The 18016-nt window shown below is 39.5% G+C and carries 19 protein-coding genes and 1 tRNA gene; 14 read left to right on the top strand and 6 right to left on the bottom strand.

What is annotated here, in order from left to right; translation table 11 throughout:
* Positions 1–56: 56 nt before the first annotated feature.
* Positions 57–142 (bottom strand) — tRNA-Leu (locus Arg41_RS03940).
* Positions 143–281: 139 nt separating this feature from the next.
* Between Arg41_RS03940 and Arg41_RS03930 the strand changes: the two genes are divergently transcribed.
* The 6 genes from Arg41_RS03930 to greA all read left to right on the top strand — a co-directional run bounded on the left by Arg41_RS03930 (position 282) and on the right by greA (position 5507).
* Positions 282–1103, top strand: coding sequence for a squalene/phytoene synthase family protein (locus Arg41_RS03930; protein WP_139057308.1), 822 nt, complete (start codon positions 282–284; stop codon positions 1101–1103).
* A 94-nt stretch (positions 1104–1197) separates the two neighbouring features.
* Positions 1198–1353 (top strand): hypothetical protein, encoded by a 156-nt coding sequence (locus Arg41_RS08150; protein WP_172792663.1) that lies wholly within the window; start codon positions 1198–1200, stop codon positions 1351–1353.
* A complete protein-coding gene (locus tag Arg41_RS03925) occupies positions 1353–2330 on the top strand; it encodes a hypothetical protein (RefSeq protein ID WP_092343226.1) in 978 nt (325 codons plus the stop codon). Before Arg41_RS08150 ends, Arg41_RS03925 begins: the two co-directional genes overlap by 1 nt.
* Positions 2331–2486: 156 nt before the next feature.
* On the top strand, positions 2487–2894 hold the full coding sequence (locus Arg41_RS03920; protein WP_092343225.1) for a helix-turn-helix domain-containing protein: 408 nt from the start codon (positions 2487–2489) through the stop codon (positions 2892–2894).
* A gap of 1183 nt (positions 2895–4077) precedes the next feature.
* Positions 4078–5007, top strand: coding sequence for an NAD(P)H-dependent flavin oxidoreductase (locus Arg41_RS03915; protein WP_092343244.1), 930 nt, complete (start codon positions 4078–4080; stop codon positions 5005–5007).
* A gap of 41 nt (positions 5008–5048) precedes the next feature.
* Positions 5049–5507, top strand: coding sequence for a transcription elongation factor GreA (gene greA / locus Arg41_RS03910; protein WP_420885862.1), 459 nt, complete (start codon positions 5049–5051; stop codon positions 5505–5507).
* Here greA and carB read toward each other — a convergent pair.
* The 5 genes from carB to gloB are packed head-to-tail and all read right to left on the bottom strand — an operon-like array spanning position 5504 to position 12058.
* The gene (carB, locus tag Arg41_RS03905; RefSeq protein WP_092343223.1) at positions 5504–8716 is read right to left on the bottom strand and encodes a carbamoyl-phosphate synthase large subunit; all 3213 of its coding nucleotides are present in this window, start codon (positions 8714–8716) and stop codon (positions 5504–5506) included. The two genes, greA and carB, sit on opposite strands and share 4 nt — an antisense overlap.
* On the bottom strand, positions 8700–9875 hold the full coding sequence (carA, locus tag Arg41_RS03900) for a glutamine-hydrolyzing carbamoyl-phosphate synthase small subunit (RefSeq protein ID WP_092343222.1): 1176 nt from the start codon (positions 9873–9875) through the stop codon (positions 8700–8702). The genes carB and carA overlap by 17 nt, the downstream gene beginning before the upstream one ends.
* Positions 9862–11073 (bottom strand): aspartate kinase, encoded by a 1212-nt coding sequence (locus Arg41_RS03895; RefSeq protein ID WP_242641394.1) that lies wholly within the window; start codon positions 11071–11073, stop codon positions 9862–9864. Before Arg41_RS03895 ends, carA begins: the two co-directional genes overlap by 14 nt.
* Complete coding sequence (locus Arg41_RS08325) at positions 11052–11225, bottom strand: hypothetical protein (RefSeq protein WP_242641393.1); 174 nt, start codon at positions 11223–11225, stop codon at positions 11052–11054. The genes Arg41_RS03895 and Arg41_RS08325 overlap by 22 nt, the downstream gene beginning before the upstream one ends.
* A 56-nt stretch (positions 11226–11281) precedes the next feature.
* Positions 11282–12058: a hydroxyacylglutathione hydrolase gene (gene gloB, locus Arg41_RS03890; protein WP_092343220.1), complete on the bottom strand. Its 777-nt coding sequence runs from the start codon at positions 12056–12058 to the stop codon at positions 11282–11284.
* Positions 12059–12072: 14 nt separating this feature from the next.
* Here gloB and Arg41_RS03885 point away from each other — a divergent pair, with 14 nt between their 5' ends.
* The 8 genes from Arg41_RS03885 to hscB all read left to right on the top strand — a co-directional run bounded on the left by Arg41_RS03885 (position 12073) and on the right by hscB (position 17999).
* Complete coding sequence (locus tag Arg41_RS03885; protein ID WP_092343219.1) at positions 12073–12780, top strand: class I SAM-dependent methyltransferase; 708 nt, start codon at positions 12073–12075, stop codon at positions 12778–12780.
* 38 nt (positions 12781–12818) lie between these two features.
* Positions 12819–13280, top strand: a complete 462-nt coding sequence (gene rnhA / locus Arg41_RS03880; RefSeq protein ID WP_092343218.1) for a ribonuclease HI — start codon at positions 12819–12821, stop codon at positions 13278–13280.
* Between the two features lie 5 nt (positions 13281–13285).
* Positions 13286–13987 carry a DNA polymerase III subunit epsilon gene (gene dnaQ / locus Arg41_RS03875; protein WP_092343217.1) on the top strand — a complete coding sequence of 234 codons (702 nt, stop codon included), beginning with the start codon at positions 13286–13288 and terminating at the stop codon, positions 13985–13987.
* Between the two features lie 741 nt (positions 13988–14728).
* Complete coding sequence (locus Arg41_RS03870; protein WP_092343408.1) at positions 14729–15220, top strand: Rrf2 family transcriptional regulator; 492 nt, start codon at positions 14729–14731, stop codon at positions 15218–15220.
* Positions 15221–15464: 244 nt separating this feature from the next.
* The gene (locus Arg41_RS03865) at positions 15465–16676 is read left to right on the top strand and encodes an IscS subfamily cysteine desulfurase (protein ID WP_092343407.1); all 1212 of its coding nucleotides are present in this window, start codon (positions 15465–15467) and stop codon (positions 16674–16676) included.
* A gap of 93 nt (positions 16677–16769) precedes the next feature.
* Positions 16770–17180: a Fe-S cluster assembly scaffold IscU gene (gene iscU, locus Arg41_RS03860; protein ID WP_092343406.1), complete on the top strand. Its 411-nt coding sequence runs from the start codon at positions 16770–16772 to the stop codon at positions 17178–17180.
* 2 nt (positions 17181–17182) lie between these two features.
* On the top strand, positions 17183–17518 hold the full coding sequence (locus Arg41_RS03855; RefSeq protein WP_092343405.1) for a HesB/IscA family protein: 336 nt from the start codon (positions 17183–17185) through the stop codon (positions 17516–17518).
* Complete coding sequence (hscB, locus tag Arg41_RS03850) at positions 17511–17999, top strand: Fe-S protein assembly co-chaperone HscB (RefSeq protein WP_157722263.1); 489 nt, start codon at positions 17511–17513, stop codon at positions 17997–17999. Before Arg41_RS03855 ends, hscB begins: the two co-directional genes overlap by 8 nt.
* Positions 18000–18016: the final 17 nt, after the last annotated feature.

Genomic DNA, 18016 nt, shown 5'->3' with positions numbered 1-18016 from the left:
CAGCAAACAAAAAATAGTTGAGACTCACTGCCACCACAAAACACTTCTATAGCTTGTGGTGCGAAGGGAGGGACTCGAACCCTCACACCGTTAAGGCGCTGAAACCTAAATCCAGTGCGTCTACCGATTCCGCCACCTTCGCTCCAGCAAATCTCTTTCCCCAGACAAAACAAAAAAATAAAAAACTATCCACCGAAAAACACTAAATTTAAAGCACAAGCCCAAAATCAGAACTTAATTCTGGTAAAATCACCCGATCTAAGCTTGGACAAAAAAGCTACATGGAAGTCTCAACCGTGTGCCTAGGCACGTCACTGAAATCAGGATCAGACTTTTTTTACGCCTTTCGCCGCGTTGAAAAGAGCAAACTACAACTCATAAATCAATTCCACGAATTAATCCGAGAATGGGACAAATACATCAGAACATCTCAAAACGAAAGCGTCATCCAAACAAAATTCTCTTGGTGGAAAAAAGAAATCGAACGCTTTGCAAATCACCAATCTCAACACCCCTTAACTAAGCGGTTACAAAACAACTGTGAACTAAGTATCATCATAAGAGCAGAATACTTGGAAGAAATACTGGACTCATTTCTCATGATTCTACCTAGAAATACCACTACAGTCGACACACCACTGTTATTCCACCAAAAATTAGGTGGGCACATGTTCACCATAATATCTGAACTTCTCGGCATCAGTGGCCATTCTGAACTACTAGAGGCAAACACTCAAGGAATCTTGTGCCAAAGAACCCATTTTATTCGCTATTACGGATACTGGATCAATAACATTTTGCCAATATCCCTAGAAAATTGCCAAAAATTTGGCATTTCTTCAAATGTTCTTTACAACCCACACAGCCAAAAAAACACGTGGCTAGAGTTTATTCATCAAGAGATAGACGATATACTCAAAAAACAAGATGTGTTGGAAAGACAACGAAAGCGTAGAAACCCTAATTATGAGCCCAACCCCATCAATATAATAGGCAACATTAGTCGCTTATTTTTAAAAAAAATCGATAAAAATCCTATGGTTATACTTGACAGTCCGGTAACCATATCACCCATACGAGCACTACTAGCTGCCCTCCTATAATAGTATCTTCATCAAGCCAAACAAACCGTTGGGTAATTCTACTACTGGTATATCACTATGGTAACTACAATGACAAAGCTGATAGAGTTCTTCGGTGGCTATAGGGAACTATCTAAGTAGGCTCAATACGCATACACATATTCCTGCTCTTTTTCTAGAATCGATACCAATCCGTACTGCTATGGATGCGGCTCGTTACTTACTTAATAAGTCGGTACACGTTCGGAAAAATCGAGGGGATAATAATTGATGATTATGCAACGTGATGGGATGAATAAACTAGCAACAAAACTTGAATCTTCCTACTGCTCGACTATAGAACGCAGGCTTTGTAACCGGCCATTGTGCTCGCAGTTGCGGAAACATTCGTTAGAAGTTTCTCCGCAAAAAGAACATTGCCACGAAAAATCATCCTTGATGAATTTTCATATGCTTTTTTCCAGGATATTATTGGAGATCGTGCAAACAACTTTGCGTATACAAAATAACAGACAATCGTCGATTGTTGATTGTGCTCTTATCAAAGAAACCTTAGTTAGCCTTGAGAATTGCTGCACAGCAACTTTTTCTAAGCCTATTCTTTCAGAAACAGAGTGCTCCTTTGAAATTTTGTTCTGTCTATCCAACAATATGTTTTCCAGATTACAGGAACACATATTTAAGATATCAACAAAGGAAAGAAGCATAAGAATACTAAGCGAGTACCGACATCTATTCTCTTCTTCATCTCAACAAAAATGGATAGATACACTGATAAGTACATTCCACAAAATGGAAGTAGAGTCCTTATTAGAAGATGATGAAGAGAAACAAAACAAAAAAAATCAAAAATACACATACCGTTACTGTCAAACTTTCCTAAACTGGTTCATTAAAAAAGTAGGCAATAATTCTGCTCTACCAATGAAAATAAATGAAATTCATAACGAATACTCTACCCTAGGAAAAACCATTCTTTCAGAAGTTTTGTACGATAACCTAGAATACAACGAGGTTATAGAAGAGTTTAGAGCAGCGCTGTACAATCTTCATGACGTAGGAACCTCAGATATAGTCGAAGATTTTCAAAGCACCTCCTTTTCCAAAGGAAGAATACTTCTTATTCAAATTATTACAAACATCGACACCTTGCCATCTGAGAAGAAAAATATTGCGTCTGTTTGCCAAAAAATGTCACTAGCACTTTATGAATGTCTTGACAAATATGGATATAGCATAATTTCTTAGTATAAAAAATAATATAAACATCTCTTCATAGTCATTTCTTAATACACAAAAATATAATCTTTTTTCTTTTCGAAAAGTTAACATTATGATAAACAGATAATGTACATTTATATCACATGATTTTACCTACTAGATTGTAGTAAGGGGGAAAAAACTATGAAGTATTCTCATATCAGTGAAAGAGAGCGATTCATGATATATGAGTTAAGCCAAAAAGGTTGCTCAATAACCGAAATCGCTCATCATTTGAATAGAAGTATTTCAACAATAAGCCGCGAAATTAAAAGAAACAAAGGACAGCGTGGTTACCGTCCCAAGCAAGCACAAGAAAAAGCTCGTCAGCGCTCAAAGATCAGCTGCTCAAATGGTAGACGCGTTAGTCCTCAAGCATGGGAGTTTGCTCAATCAAAGATAAAACAGGGATGGAGTCCAGAGAAAATTGCTACTTATCTTAAAGAGTACGGTAAATTTCGCATCAGTCACGAAACTATTTACAAACGTGTCTACGAAGACAAGAGAAAGGGTGGCACTCTTTGGGCTCATTTGCCAAGCAATCAAAAATAATCCATTGTATGTGGTTAAATCAACAGGTAAACAGCCTGAATCGAGCATTTATAATGGGTTTAAAGCCAGTCCATAAGAAATATAAAATGGAGGCAAATAAGTTTTTCATCCACGACTAAGATGGCGCTATCGGACAGCACTAACACAAAAAACCACCGTGAGAAATACTTGTGCATGAAGCGCCCTCTTAGCAGTGTTCTGTGCACAGTTAACAGATTGTGCACACCAGCATCAAGGCATCTCCGTTTATAACATCTAATGGCAAGTAAACAGAAAAAACAAATTTCCTCAATAGGTTGCAATCCATCAATTCAAATTATCAAAATAAAATTGCGGTCATCTCAGTATTAATAGTAGAGATTTCAATAAGAATAATTTCACATAATTATCGAGCAAATTAAAACTATTTAAGCAATTCAGATGAGAAAAACAGCAATTAGGCGCTACAGCTTTATTCATGATAAAGTGTTAAAAAATTAACATATTAGTAAATAAAAAATAAACGTATGCTTGCGTATTTTGTGAAAAATTACAGTATAAATACCCCGACAAGAAAAGTTTATTTTTTTGATTATACAATTGATTTATAAATAAAAATTACCCAACAAATTACATGCATGTTAATTGTTGTGAGAATAAATTTCATACTTCTGATAAGATCGGCAAAATTTACTAGGAACACAAAAATTTTTTCTTAAAAATATTATTGTTGTAATATTTTTGATGTTAATCTAATAACAGAGTGCAAAAAACTAGTGGACTATACGGCAGGGCTGGGTGTAGATTAGAATTTTATATTCCAATATCATAAGCCGTACGGTACCATGTTTAATGTTGTGCGGACTTCGTTTCTGTACCGCGTTTGCTACTGTTGTAGTAATCGGCATCGGGTTCAGATTGAAGTTTTAGGATAAATTTACTCATGAGGATGGAGTTGTTTTCGTTGTCGTTACTATAAAGCTTAAGTGTTGATGTGGTGGTAACTCCCCTGCCGCCTGATATTGGTCTATCTGTAAAAGGAAATAGCTCTACCGTTGTGTTACCCTTGTTAAATGAAAATTATTAATAAATAATATTTATGGTTCGGCTTTTTTATCAATGACACCGTTTATGGGAGAAATACGTGATTAGCTCACATTCAAAAACTAAATTTTCTTATCGCTTGCCTGTAATTTGTGCCCCAATGTTTATAGTATCCAACTACAAAACCGTCATTGAGCAATGTTTGTCTGGTGTTATTGGAACGTTCCCCTCCCTTAATGCTCGTCCGGAAGGAACTTTGACAGAGTGGTGTAGCAAAATAGAGGAGTCATGCCAGCAGGAAAAGCAAAATAATCCCGATGCGATCATCTCTCCATACGGTGTTAATTTAATTCTTGATCCATCCAATACAAGACTAGAACATGACATAAAAGTGATTTCTAATCACAAAGTTCCACTAGTAATAACTAGTCTTCGTGCTCCAAAAGAGGTTGTACATGAAGTTCATAGCTGGGGCGGGCTAGTTTTCCATGACGCAATCTCAAAACGACACGCGGAAAAAGCTGCTGAGGCTGGGGCTGATGGGATAATACTGGTATGCTCAGGATCTGGTGGGCACTGTGGCTCACTAAATCCGTTTGCATTCGTAGCTGAGACCAGACAGTGGTATGACGGAATCATAGTTCTAGCGGGTTCGATATCATCGGGAAGAGATGTTTTGGCAGCAAAAATACTTGGTGCTGACTTCTCTTACATGGGAACTAGATTCATAGCAACACAGGACACAGTAGCCCCACAAGATTACAAGGAACAAATTGTTTCTTCTGGAACGGCGGATGTAATATTAAGCTCCTATTTTACTGGAATACCTGCCAATTACCTCAGGAAGTCGATTGAACTTGCGGGACTTGATCCGAATAATATGCCCAAAGTGCCACAGGATTTTGGTTTTAGCAAAATAGCAGATGAAAAAGATGGCAAAAATAAATCGGCTGATAAGAAAGCATGGAAAGACGTTTGGAGTGCTGGGCATGGAACTGCAGCTGTAAATGATATTCCAACTGTTTCTGAACTCGTGGATAATTTGTGTAGGCAATACGAAGAATCCAAAACATTGATAGCTGGGTTGTAGTAATTTTATCTTGTGAGGGTAAGGTAGTGAAACGATTTCCTATGACAAAACACGGGGCTGAAAAGCTAAAAGAGGAATTGCATCGTCTAAAGTTTGTGGAACGACCATCAGTAATAATAGCATTGCAAGAGTCTCGCGCCCATGGCGACTTATCAGAAAATGCTGAGTATGATGCAGCTAAGGAAAGACAGGGATTTGTTGAGGGAAGAATACAAGAGATTGGTTTAAAGTTGTCGCTTGCAGAAATTATAGATCCGTCCTTGATAGAGTGTGAAAATTGCGTCTTCGGCGCCACAATCACACTGATGGACTTAGAAACTGATCAGGAAGTACGGTATCAGATAGTAGGAGAGGATGAGGCAGACCTCAAAAACGGAAAAATTTCCATAAACTCTCCGCTGGCACGAGCTGTGATCGGGAAACAGGTAGGAAGCACAGCAGAGGTTAAAGCACCCGCTGGAATAAGAGAATACGACATCGTGAAAATAGAATACATTTAGTTAACACGATGAACACTCTGTATGCTGTAGACATCTATTGAGTCAAATACGTAAAGGCTCTTGCAAGCCGCTGCTGCACTTTCTATCGTTGTGTAAATCACCACAGACCTGGACACCGCAGTTGTTCTAATGGAACGGGAGTCAGCAATCGAGGACGGTCTCTCATCAACGGTGTTCAATATAAAATCTATTTCCCGATTTTTTATCATATCTACAACGTGAGGTCGTCCCTCTTTAACCTTGTTGACCCTCTTACTTGGAATATTAGCTTCCATAAGAGCATCTGAGGTACCAGAAGTAGCTACGAGCGAAAATCCCATATCCCTCAATGCGGCAGCAATACGAACTGCCTGTGGTTTGTCATAGTCCTTAACGCTTATAAAAGCAACACCTGAAGATGGCAACTTTTTACCACTAGCCAACTGCGATTTTGCAAAGGCCTCAGAAAATTTTCTACCAACCCCCATAACCTCGCCAGTAGATCTCATCTCTGGACCTAATATCGTATCTACCCCAAAAAATTTAGAAAACGGGAAAACCACTTCTTTGACAAACCAATATCCATCTGGAACACCAAGATCACTAGTCAAACCCTGATCACGAAGAGAAACACCAGACATACAAAGCGCAGCCACTTTTGACAAGGGACAATTAGTAACCCTGGAAACAAACGGCACTGTACGAGAAGCACGTGGATTAACTTCTAAAACATACACATCACCATTTTGTACAGCAAACTGAACGTTAACAAGACCAACTATACGAAAAGCTCTTGCCAATAACACAGTTTGACGCTTAATTTCCAACGTTAAATCAAAAGAAAGAGAATTGGTGGGCATAACACATGACGAGTCCCCAGAGTGAATTCCTGCCTCTTCGATATGTTCTACAACACCAGCAATAATGACATCATGACCATCAGATATGGCATCTACATCAACCTCAGTAGCGTGACTCAAAAATCTATCTAACAATATCGGAGAATCACCGGAGACACAAATAGCCTCATTCATATAGCGTCGCAAATCTTCGGAACGATGAACTATCTCCATAGCACGCCCCCCCAAAACATACGACGGTCTTAACACTAGGGGATACCCAACCTCTTCTGCTAAAGAAAATGCCTCTTCTGCGTTTCTGGCGATACGATTTTCGGGTTGAAGCAAACCCAATGAAGACAACATCTCGCCAGAACGCTGCCGATCCTCAGCACAATTAATCATATCCGGCAATGTTCCCCAAATAGGAACACCACTAGCTTCCAAAGCACGGGATAAATTAAGCGGAGTCTGCCCCCCGAACTGTACGATAACACCGACTGGATTTTCTAGACGTACAACCTCTAAAATATCTTCTAAAGTAAGTGGCTCAAAGTACAGACAGTCAGAAACATCACAATCTGTTGAAACAGTTTCAGGATTACAATTTAACATTAAGGTGCTATAACCAGCAGCACGCAAAGCCATTGCCGCACACACACAACAATAGTCAAACTCCAATCCCTGGCCAATTCTATTTGGACCTCCGCCTAGAATAATAACCTTCTTAACACAATCAACGGGACAATACTCAACGCGACCTCGATAAGTTGAATATAAGTAAGATGTAGCAGAAGAAAATTCAGCAGCACAACTATCAACTTGTTTGAATACGGGATGTATACCTTTTTCATGGCGTAAATTACGAAAATCTTGCTCAGAACAACCAATCAAAGTACTAATCCTGTGATCAGAAAAGCCGCGCTGCTTTAAAAACAAAATATCATCAGCACCAAAATCACCCAAAGACATAGTCTTCGTAATTGATTCAATACGAACCATCTCTGCTATGCGAGATAAAAACCAAGGATCAATACGAGTCATCCGGAACACTTCTTCCAGTGACAATTGAGCACGAAAAGCATCGGCAACGTAAAGTATTCTAAGCGGTCCCGTTTCAGCAAGTTCCCTCACCAGAACATCAGGATCACGCGTTTTCTCCTCGAAACCACCCACCCCGCGCTCCAAACTACGAAGAGCCTTCTGAAAAGATTCATCAAAAGTTGAACCAATCGCCATAACCTCCCCCACAGACTTCATCTGCGTAGTAAGACGATCACTAGCCAATGGAAATTTCTCAAAAGAAAATCGTGGTATCTTTACGACAACATAATCTAAAGAGGGTTCAAAAGAAGAAGGAATTTCACCACCAGTAACATCGTTTGATAGCTCATCCAATGTATATCCAACTGCCAACAAAGCAGCAACTTTTGCAATAGGAAAACCGGTTGCCTTAGATGCCAAAGCTGAAGAACGTGAAACCCGTGGATTCATCTCAATGACTACCATCCTGCCATCATGAGGATTTACAGCAAACTGAACATTAGAGCCACCAGTATCAACACCTATCTCTCTCAAAACATCTATAGATGCACGCCTCATGCGCTGATACTCAGTATCAGTTAGAGTTTGAGCTGGAGTTATCGTCATGGAGTCACCAGTATGTATCCCCATGGGATCAATATTCTCAATAGCGCAAACTATGATGCAGTTGTCACGGCAATCACGGACAACCTCCATTTCAAACTCTTTCCAACCAAGAAGAGACTCTTCAATAAGTAGTTGGTGAACAGGACTAGCTGATAATCCCAATTCGCTAAGGGCCACAAATTCCTCAGCATTGTAAGCAATACCACCCCCCGAACCACCTAAAGTAAACGAAGGACGAATAACAGCTGGAAATCCTATATCCGCCTGAATCGCCAACGCATCCTCCATGTTATAGGCCATACCTGATCTAGCAGATTCGAGACCAATCCTGTCCATGCAAGCCTTAAACAATTGCCTATTTTCCGCTTTCTCAATCACGTCTAACTTGGCACCAATCATTTCTGTACCATAGCGATCAAGACAACCGCTTTTGGACAGCAAAAGGGCACAATTCAAGGCCGTCTGCCCCCCCATGGTTGGCAATATGGCATCAGGACGTTCCCTCTCGATAATCTTCTCAATCACCGAAGGAATAAGCGGTTCTATATAGGTAACATCTGCCACTTCACTATCAGTCATAATGGTTGCAGGATTTGAATTAACCAAAATTATCCGGTACCCTTCGTTCCTAAGAACCTTACACGCCTGAACACCTGAATAATCGAATTCACAGGCCTGGCCAATGACGATAGGACCGGCACCAATAATAAGTATCGAATGAATATCATCTCGACGTGGCATTGCCTAATTTTCCTCTACAGTTACCCATCATCAGAGCAAACTTATCGAATAAACAGTACAAATCCTGAGGCCCACCCCCACCCTCAGGATGACCTTGAAAAGACATACCAGGAAAACTTCGATACGACAAACCTTGGATTGTTTTATCAAATAAAGAACGATGGGTCACATCACAGCACGACGACAAATTTACAGACTCCTCATCAACAACAAAACAATGATTTTGACTGCTAATAAAAACTTTCCGAGTAATCACATCCTGAACTGGATGATTAATCCCATGGTGACCAAATGACATTTTGACAATATTCAATCCATTAGCTAAAGCAAGAATTTGATGCCCTAGACAAACTCCAAATAAGGGAACACCGGAAGCCATCAAACCCTCAGTTAAAGATATAACTTCATAACAACCGGACGGATCACCAGGCCCATTAGATAAAACAATACCATCGGGCCTGTAGGAAAGAACTTCTTCCTTTGACGAATAAGCAGGAACAACAGTTACATCACAACCGCTGTACACCAAGGCATTAAGCAAACTTCTCTTAACTCCAAAGTCTAAAACAACTACACGATAATTAAGCTTAACATCCTTGAAACGACATAATGGATGATTATTCCATTGAAATGGACTACTGCAGGTAACCGATTTCACCAAATCTACACCAACTAAGCCCTTAAAATCTTTAGCTCTAGACAAACAATCATCAATTAGAGCTGGCTCATGAGCATCATCCCCTGAATATATACACCCAAACTGAGATCCTTTATTACGCAGCAATATCGTCAAAGCTCTAGTATCAATAGATTGTATGCCAACAACATTTTGACTGCACAAAAACTGTTCTAGAGAGGATAAACTCTGCCAATTAGATGGATAATCAACAAGATCCCTAACAATAACCCCAGACAAATGAGAACGATCGGACTCATTATCCCACATGTTGATACCAGTGCTCCCAACATGTGGTGTGGTAAAAACAACCATTTGATTAGAGTAAGATGGATCAGTAATAACCTCCTGGTACCCGGTCATAGAAGTATTAAAAACAACCTCACCAACCGCGTATCCAGAACAACCGCAGGAATAACCTAAAAAACTCTCTCCCAAGGAAAGAACCAATACAGCAGGAACTCGCGTATTAAAACGTGCCACTTATTGCTTCCTCCTCGCAACCACAATTAGATAGTTCTAAGGTTTCATGCAATATATCTACGGCACGACCGACTTCCATACTAGGCAGCAAAAAACTCATCTGTGTTTCTGTCATCAAAAGCACATCGGCAGAAATCTTGTGTTGCAGCAAAATTGATAAGACAAGATTATGGGTATCAACGTGAGACACCAGGTCACATCCAATAACCGACAGCCTAGCCCAATTGTGTTCAACTTCAACACTACACGACACACCGCTCAAAAATTGATCCACCGCAGCCGATACTAAGGATGACTCTGCCCGGTTAACCAACAGAAATAAACTGACAACACCGGAATGGCGGTTTTGAACAGCAGCATGAAAAGAAATAGCCTTTGCAGAAAGATGGGATAGAAAACGTAAAAAACTTACCTCGGCTGAGGAGAGAAACTGAAAATTCCACTTTGACTGCTGGTCAAAACAAGAGATACCTACCACCCATTGCCTAGGGCTTATCGGAGAAGTAGGATGTATTCTAGTTCCCAAGTTGTCCCCAGAAAAACTTGATAACACCCTCAAGTTCACCCGGTGACGATCAGCACATGCTGCGGCACGAAGTTGAATCACACGAGATCCAGACTCTGCCATAGCCAAAACTTCCTTTACACCCAAATGCCTAATTAATTTTGCACCATTAACAACATGAGGATTAGCCGTAAAAACACCATCAACATCCTTGTAGATCTGACATTCATCAGCTCCAAGTAAAGCAGCTAGGGCCACCGCACTTAAATCAGAACCGCCTCGACCTAAAGTAACAACATCACCAACATCATTTATAGCCTGAAATCCAGCCAAGACAATAACTTCACCAGACGACATCTTCTGACGAATCAAACCCAAATCAATAGATGACACCTGAGCATTAAGATAATGCCCCTTGCCTTTGACACCTAGCTGAAAAGCAGAATAACTACGGGCATTCAATCCCAGTTCACGAAGAGCCCCAGCCAGAAGCGCAGCAGACATCGTCTCGCCACAAGACAAAAGAACAGCTAATTCACGGGAATCTGGATCATCTGCAAATTGACGAGCCATACCCAGAAAACGCTCTGTCTCAACAGCCATAGCTGAAACAATCACAACCACATCGTGCCCGCTAGCCACGGTATCCGAGATACGAGACGCAACACCCTTCATGCACTGGCACGAAGCCAAAGACGTACCGCCGTATTTTTGAACAAATAATGACACGGAGACCTCAAAACACTAGAAGCGCACGCCGACATTGTATCGCGAATAACCCTTGAAAACCATCTGGTATTTGCAATTTGTTTACTACTTCGGCTAGAAAATAAGGGTAGGAGCATATATCCCCAGCGGCTATCACCAACGGCTTAAAAATAAATATACCGTAAAGTCACTACTAAAACTGATCCTTATAGGCTCTAAGAGTAGAAAAAACCTCAAGAGGTGTAGCACAGTCATTACTACTTATACGTTGACAAAACTCACGCACAGAATTCAGGTTGCATCGCAAAAAAGGATTTGTCAATTTTTCATCCAAAATTCTGGATGGTACTGAGGGCTGTCCTGATTTAAGCAAACTATCAACTTCCTTTATCCTATAAATCAAGTGATGATTATTGGGTTCCACAACTTTGGCAAAACGAAGGTTATTTTGAGTATACTCGTGAGCACAAAACACCATCGTTTCGTCCGGCAATTTTGCCAAACAATCTAGGGAAGAAAACATCTGCTGATGAGTACCCTCGAACACACGACCACAACCACCAGAAAACAAAACATCCCCACAAAACAAAAACGGAGACGAATAGTAGGCAACATGGGACCTAGTATGCCCGGGAAGAAACATCACCCTTAGGAAAATATCCATTCCTCCATCGTAGTGTATTCTCAAACTGTCCCCTACTCGCTCATAAGAGCCGGGAAAACGACTATCAGCCGGACAATATACAGGGGCACTATACCTCTCCACAAGCTCTGGCACTCCGCCAACATGATCAAAATGATGATGAGTTAGTAAAATAGCCGCGAGATGCAACTTTTTCTTTTCCAGAAAATCAATTACAGGTAAAGAGTCCCCTGGATCAATAACTAGTGCACAGTAACTACTATACAGCGTCCATATATAATTATCACCTAATGCGGAAATAGCTGTAACATAATAATTATCAATCATCGATTGAAACTCCTATGGCTCAGGATACAAAAAACACAATAAATAGCGAACCACTCGGTAGAAAAGCGCTACAAGAGTGGGAGCAATCGGAAATAGACAAGATCGTTAGTAATATTTTCGGAGACATAGCATTACAAATTGGAACCAGCCAAAACACACGCTTACTGCAAGAAAGCCGTATCATCAACAAAATTACCCTGGACAATACCGGTACCCCATCAGTTTTAGCACAGTTTGACAGCATACCCATACTATCCGACTCAGTTGATTTAGTAGTATTACCACACATTCTAGAGTCTTCACCTCAACCTAAATTCATATTACAGGAGGTTCATAGAACATTGCGTCCTGGGGGATCAATAGTTCTGACGGTTTTCAATCCTTGGAGTTTCTGGGGGATACATCAAGTAATTAGTGGCAATACCGATCTAGGAATACCTCTTAGCCGAATCAAAGATTGGATGAACCTGTTTGGGCTACACATCATACGGGGTTCTTTTGGATGTTACAGACCATTAACCGGAAATAGAGGATTACATGAGAGATTGGAATTCTTGGAACGAATGGGAAATCGTTGGTGGCCCTTAGCTGGATCTGTATACATAGTTTGTGCCATAAAAGAAGTTTCTGGAATGACATTAATTATGAAAAATAGATGGCGAAACGACAGAAACCCTGACCGCATGTTAACAACTGTTTGCCGACGTAAAATTAAAGATTGATTATCCTCTACTAATCATACCTGGAAAGAAAAAACTATATGCATATTGAATGTATTGAAATCTACACGGATGGATCATGCTTGGGAAATCCAGGCGTTGGCGGTTGGGCAGCTATAGTAGTAGTAAATAAACAAAAAACAACTGAGTATTTTGGATTTGTAGAACAAACAACCAATAACCAAATGGAGCTCTCTGCTGCCATTGAAGGTTTAGAAAAGGCGATAGATTACTATCCGCAAAAAATTTTGCTATTCAGTGATTCTCAGTATATGCAACTTGGTATTACGAAATGGATTACTCAATGGAAAAAAAATGGCTGGCGCACGTCTAACCGTAAAGATGTCAAAAACAAAAATTTATGGGAGAAACTCGATATTCTCAACCAAAAATTGACAATTGAATGGAATTGGGTAAAGGCTCACAATGGCAACAAGCTGAATGAACGTGCTGATTATTTAGCAAGAACAGCAGCATCAGATCGGATAACAAAACAGGAATAGAAACTATGTCTCAACGTATTATTGTACTGGACACAGAAACAACTGGCATAGATCACCGCCAGCACAGAATTATTGAAATTGCCGGCGTAGAAATTATTAACCGTCAATTAACTGGAAAACATTTTCACTCTTACTTGAACCCCAAGCGTGAAATAGACCCAGGAGCACAAGCCGTCCACGGAATAACCTTAGAATTTTTAAAAGATAAACCTCTGGAAGAAGACATAATTGATGATTTCATTAATTTCATCATGGAGTCAGATTTAGTAATTCACAATGCTCCCTTCGACGTAGGATTCTTAAACGATATATTAATTCGCCAACATAAAGAAACGCTAACTTACCACTGCAGGCGCATAATTGACACGCTAACAATTTCACGCAGTCTATACCCAGGAAAACGCAACTCACTTGATGCACTAGCCGAGCGCTACCAAATTGATAACAGCATACGCAGTAAGAAACACGGAGCACTAATTGACGCAGAATTATTAGCCCAAGTTTATTTAATCATGACACGCGGTCAGGAAAATTTTGACCTTCATTCACCTATTACCAATAACAGTAAAGGTGAAATTTCAAAAAATAGACAATCAATATTAATAAGAACATCACCTGAAGATCAGCTTAAACATCAAGACTATCTAAAAAACATGAAAAAAGAAAATAACATTTGTATCTGGATGGATTTAGCAGATAAAAATTAATTGTATTTCCATTACAAATAGTAAGGTTTCTAATTTTTTATTTCAGATAAAGAATTAGAAGCCTTTTTTCCTAGTACAAAAATATTAATAAAAGCACAATATCCACTTTACCAACATTGATTATCCTAAGAGTAAGAAATGAAATAACATTAATTTTGTAATTACTTTAATGACAAATATAAAAAAATACATCAATCTTAAAATTAATAAAGCAGGAAAAAATAGTAATACCAATTTTGCTTGAATGGATTTAGTTCAAAAAACTTATTTAGTAATAAAAAAGTGTTTTTAGCTATTTTAGGTTAAATTTTACTTAAAAAACCCTTTTCCCTTCGTAATTATTATTGATATAAATTACGCTATAAAAAATCATTAGTCCTTGATTAATATCGATAAAAATATATTCCATATCATCTGGTATGGTATTAATAAAACCTCATGTATAAAGTGGTTAATTGTTGTTTTTGTGTTTTTTAGTAAGTATTTGAATACTAAAAGCAATAATCCCTTTTTTGGGATGTTAAATAAATCATAAAAAACCATTCTTTTTTCATTGTTAATTATTTTTTTTAATAAAAAAAATACATTTTATATCAATGACATATTAAAAAATAAAATAATATTTTTTTAAAAAACCTCCTTTTAGTATAAGTATTATTTGACTAAATTATTACTAACGAATAAAGTGTAACTACTCCCCTCCGCTGCGTGTCTTGGCGCTTTATTGAAGGACTAAGACACATGAGATTAACAACTAAAGGACGCTTTGCAGTTACCGCAATGATTGATTTGGCGTTGAGAGAATTAGATCGTCCAGTCACACTAGCAGGCATCAGCGAGCGACAAAGAATATCTTTATCCTACCTCGAGCAACTATTCGGAAAGCTGCGCAAACATGGATTAGTTGAGAGCATACGAGGACCTGGAGGTGGGTACAGAATCGCACGGCAAATGGATAAGATTACTGTTGCTGACATAGTAACTGCAGTAGATGAACCTATAGGTTCAACAATGGCAGAATCTTTTGAAAATTTAACCGAAAAGAAAAAGTGTCTAACACAAGATCTATGGAATAATCTCAACAATATCATTTTGGATTATCTTAGATCTGTAACATTACGAGATCTGGTTGAAAAACAAAAAGGAGTTAGCGAAAGTGCAACTGATGATCCGTGTAGACACGTTAATGTTTTGATATATCGAAATGGCATCAAGCAGTATGTAACAACCTAACACTCTATCCTGTAGCAAAGAAATTATTTGCTACAGGGTAGCGGTACACTTCGCACAGAGAAACGGTATCAAGTTTCAGAGGTACATACGTTAAGCATCCCGTGCCCTAACCCTCTAAAACGAAGTATCCTCTGTACAGGTAACGTTGGTTTGTTAATTAGTAGAACTATTTAGTATTGGGAATTTGACCTTTTTGGGGTAACATAGGCTCCGTCTTATTACGCATAGTGGAAGTTGGGCCGCAATGAAGTTACCAATTTACATGGATTACTCTGCTACTACCCCTATTGACCCTAGGGTTGTAGAGAAGATGTTGCCATTCCTAACTGAGAAGTTTGGAAACGCTGCTAGTAAATCTCACTCGTATGGGTGGGTAGCTGAGTCTGCTGTGGAAGAAGCTCGTGAGCAATTTGCTAAGTCTATCGGTGCAGACCATCGTGAAATCATATGGACATCCGGGGCTACCGAGTCCAATAACTTAGCAATAAAAGGGGCGGCAGAATTTTATAAACGCCGTGGAGATCATATTCTAACTTGCCAAACTGAACATAAAGCGGTTCTAGATAGCGTACGGGCCCTAGAAAAAGGTGGATTTAAGGCAACGTATATAAAACCAGAGAAAAATGGAGTCATTGATCTTGAGCTATTCAAAAGCTCTATTAGGCCAGATACCTCTCTTGTTTCAATCATGATGGTAAACAATGAGATAGGGGTTATCCAGGATATTGCTGAAATAGGAAAAATTTGTAGAGAGCGCAACATAATTTTTCATGTCGATGCCGTGCAAGCATTAGGTAGGGTTCCGATCAATCTTGCTGAGCTACAAGTTGACCTCATGTCATTTTCTGGACACAAAATTTATGGCCCCAAGGGAATTGGTGTTCTCTATGTTCGACGCGAACCCAGGGTACGTCTAGTACCTCAAATGCACGGCGGTGGCCATGAACGTGGTTTGAGATCTGGAACTTTGCCGGTCTCACAAATAGTTGGAATAGGAGAAGCTGCAAGCATAGCAGTTCAGGAATCACCCAATGAAAGAGAGCGTCTCCAAAAATTTCAAAAAAAGATGATTACTGCCTTCTTGAACATGGAGGGAGTATTTATTAATGGTGACCTCGATAAAAGGATCCCCCACAACGTAAACGCAAGCTTCGGCTACGTAGAGGGGGAGTCGCTCATGATGGGGATAAAAAACATTGCGGTATCATCTGGATCCGCCTGTACCTCATCTTCTTTGGAGCCTTCTTATGTTTTGCGGGCTTTAGGAGTAGGAGATGATTTAGCACATTCATCGATACGTATAACCACGGGTCGTTTCACAACGGAAGAAGAAGTTGACTATACTATATCGGCTATAGAAAAAACTGTTGAGCGCCTAAGGTCAATCTCCCCGTTGTGGGAAATGTACAAAAATGGTATTGATATTAACTCTATTGACTGGGATTCGTCTCATTAGTGTTATTTTAGGAACACTGGTTATTTGTCACCCTTCGTTGACGCTTGGAGAATGTGTTACGAGGTGTTTTTGAGTATATGGAGGTATATATAAATGCCGTACTCCAGTAAAGTCGTTGATCACTATGAAAATCCGCGTAATGTTGGATCGTTTGACAAAAATACTAAAGATGTGGGGACCGGAATAGTAGGTGCTCCATCCTGTGGTGATGTTATGAAGCTGCAAATCAAGGTTGGCACAGGAGACGTCATTGAAGATGCTAAATTCCTAACCTTTGGTTGTGGTTCTGCCATAGCATCGTCTTCATTAGTAACAGAAATGATAAAAGGTAAGACAGTAAGCGAAGCATTAAAAATAAAGAATTTGTCAATTGCTGAAGAGCTATCCCTGCCGCCAGTCAAGATTCACTGTTCCATTCTGGCGGAGGCCGCCATTCGTGCGGCTGTTGCTAACTATGAGGAAAAAAATAGCTCCAAGCAGTCAAGCAAAGTGGTAAATGACTAGTTATGTCTAATTTGGTTGATATATCGTTAACCGATCGTGCTTTGAATCACATTCGGGCCTCCATGGAGAAGCGTGGTCGTGGCATAGGTGTTCGTTTTGGGGTTAAGGAAACGGGTTGCTCCGGGTATGCTTACAAGATCGAGTATGTAGATCAAAAACGTGATGACGATACTGAGGTGATGATAGGAAATGTCGCTATATTTGTTCAGGCAAAGAGCATTTACTACCTGAATGGGAGTGAAATTGACTTTGTTCGTGAGGGTTTGAACGAAGGCTTTAAATTTAATAATCCCAATGCCAAATCCTACTGTGGGTGTGGTGAGTCCTTCAATGTCTAACGATGAAAATTACTTTGAGCTTTTTGGGGTACCGGAATCTCCGGAAATTGATATAAAGGATCTACGTAAAGCATGGCATAATCTACAGCTAGAACACCATCCTGACAGTGCTTGTTCTGATGATAAAAGGGGAGAGTATTCTTCGCATATAAATGAAGCTTATCGTGTTATTAGTGACCCTTTTTTGAGAGTACACTACATATTATCAATAAATGATGCCTTACCATCTGCAGCAGATGAGCTCCAAGTGCCTGTTGATTTCTTGGAAAAACACATAGAACAGCAAGAAAAAATATTTCATGGTGATGTTGCTCAGCAACAAGAAGTATCTAGGGAAATTGACCAAGAAGAGCTTGATCTTCGTAGATCACTGTTCGAAGACATAAAATCAAAAAATTGGCAAAACGCACGCCATAACTTCATGAAATGGTCGTTCTTATTCAAGACTCAAAAAAGGTTATCGGAATTACTTGATCAGTAAACCCAATAAGTTAGAAT

Origin of the sequence: Candidatus Ichthyocystis hellenicum, assembly GCF_001460935.1 — a bacterium.
GTDB lineage: Bacteria > Pseudomonadota > Gammaproteobacteria > Burkholderiales > 2013Ark19i > Ichthyocystis > Ichthyocystis hellenicum.
Note: the sequence above shows the minus strand (reverse complement) of the source record. Positions and strands in the feature narration are given on the sequence as shown.

Coding starts and splice junctions, on each gene's coding strand:
- iscU (WP_092343406.1), top strand. CDS start 16,770: ATGCCGTACTCCAGTAAAGTCGTTGATCACTATGAAAATCCGCGTAAT.
- gloB (WP_092343220.1), bottom strand. CDS start 12,058: ATGATTGATAATTATTATGTTACAGCTATTTCCGCATTAGGTGATAAT.
- Arg41_RS03885 (WP_092343219.1), top strand. CDS start 12,073: ATGGCTCAGGATACAAAAAACACAATAAATAGCGAACCACTCGGTAGA.
- Arg41_RS03870 (WP_092343408.1), top strand. CDS start 14,729: ATGAGATTAACAACTAAAGGACGCTTTGCAGTTACCGCAATGATTGAT.
- Arg41_RS08325 (WP_242641393.1), bottom strand. CDS start 11,225: ATGCTCCTACCCTTATTTTCTAGCCGAAGTAGTAAACAAATTGCAAAT.
- Arg41_RS03925 (WP_092343226.1), top strand. CDS start 1,353: ATGATTATGCAACGTGATGGGATGAATAAACTAGCAACAAAACTTGAA.
- rnhA (WP_092343218.1), top strand. CDS start 12,819: ATGCATATTGAATGTATTGAAATCTACACGGATGGATCATGCTTGGGA.
- carB (WP_092343223.1), bottom strand. CDS start 8,716: ATGCCACGTCGAGATGATATTCATTCGATACTTATTATTGGTGCCGGT.
- Arg41_RS03930 (WP_139057308.1), top strand. CDS start 282: ATGGAAGTCTCAACCGTGTGCCTAGGCACGTCACTGAAATCAGGATCA.
- Arg41_RS03855 (WP_092343405.1), top strand. CDS start 17,183: ATGTCTAATTTGGTTGATATATCGTTAACCGATCGTGCTTTGAATCAC.
- Arg41_RS03920 (WP_092343225.1), top strand. CDS start 2,487: ATGAAGTATTCTCATATCAGTGAAAGAGAGCGATTCATGATATATGAG.
- Arg41_RS03865 (WP_092343407.1), top strand. CDS start 15,465: ATGAAGTTACCAATTTACATGGATTACTCTGCTACTACCCCTATTGAC.
- dnaQ (WP_092343217.1), top strand. CDS start 13,286: ATGTCTCAACGTATTATTGTACTGGACACAGAAACAACTGGCATAGAT.
- Arg41_RS03915 (WP_092343244.1), top strand. CDS start 4,078: ATGTTTATAGTATCCAACTACAAAACCGTCATTGAGCAATGTTTGTCT.
- greA (WP_420885862.1), top strand. CDS start 5,049: ATGACAAAACACGGGGCTGAAAAGCTAAAAGAGGAATTGCATCGTCTA.
- hscB (WP_157722263.1), top strand. CDS start 17,511: ATGTCTAACGATGAAAATTACTTTGAGCTTTTTGGGGTACCGGAATCT.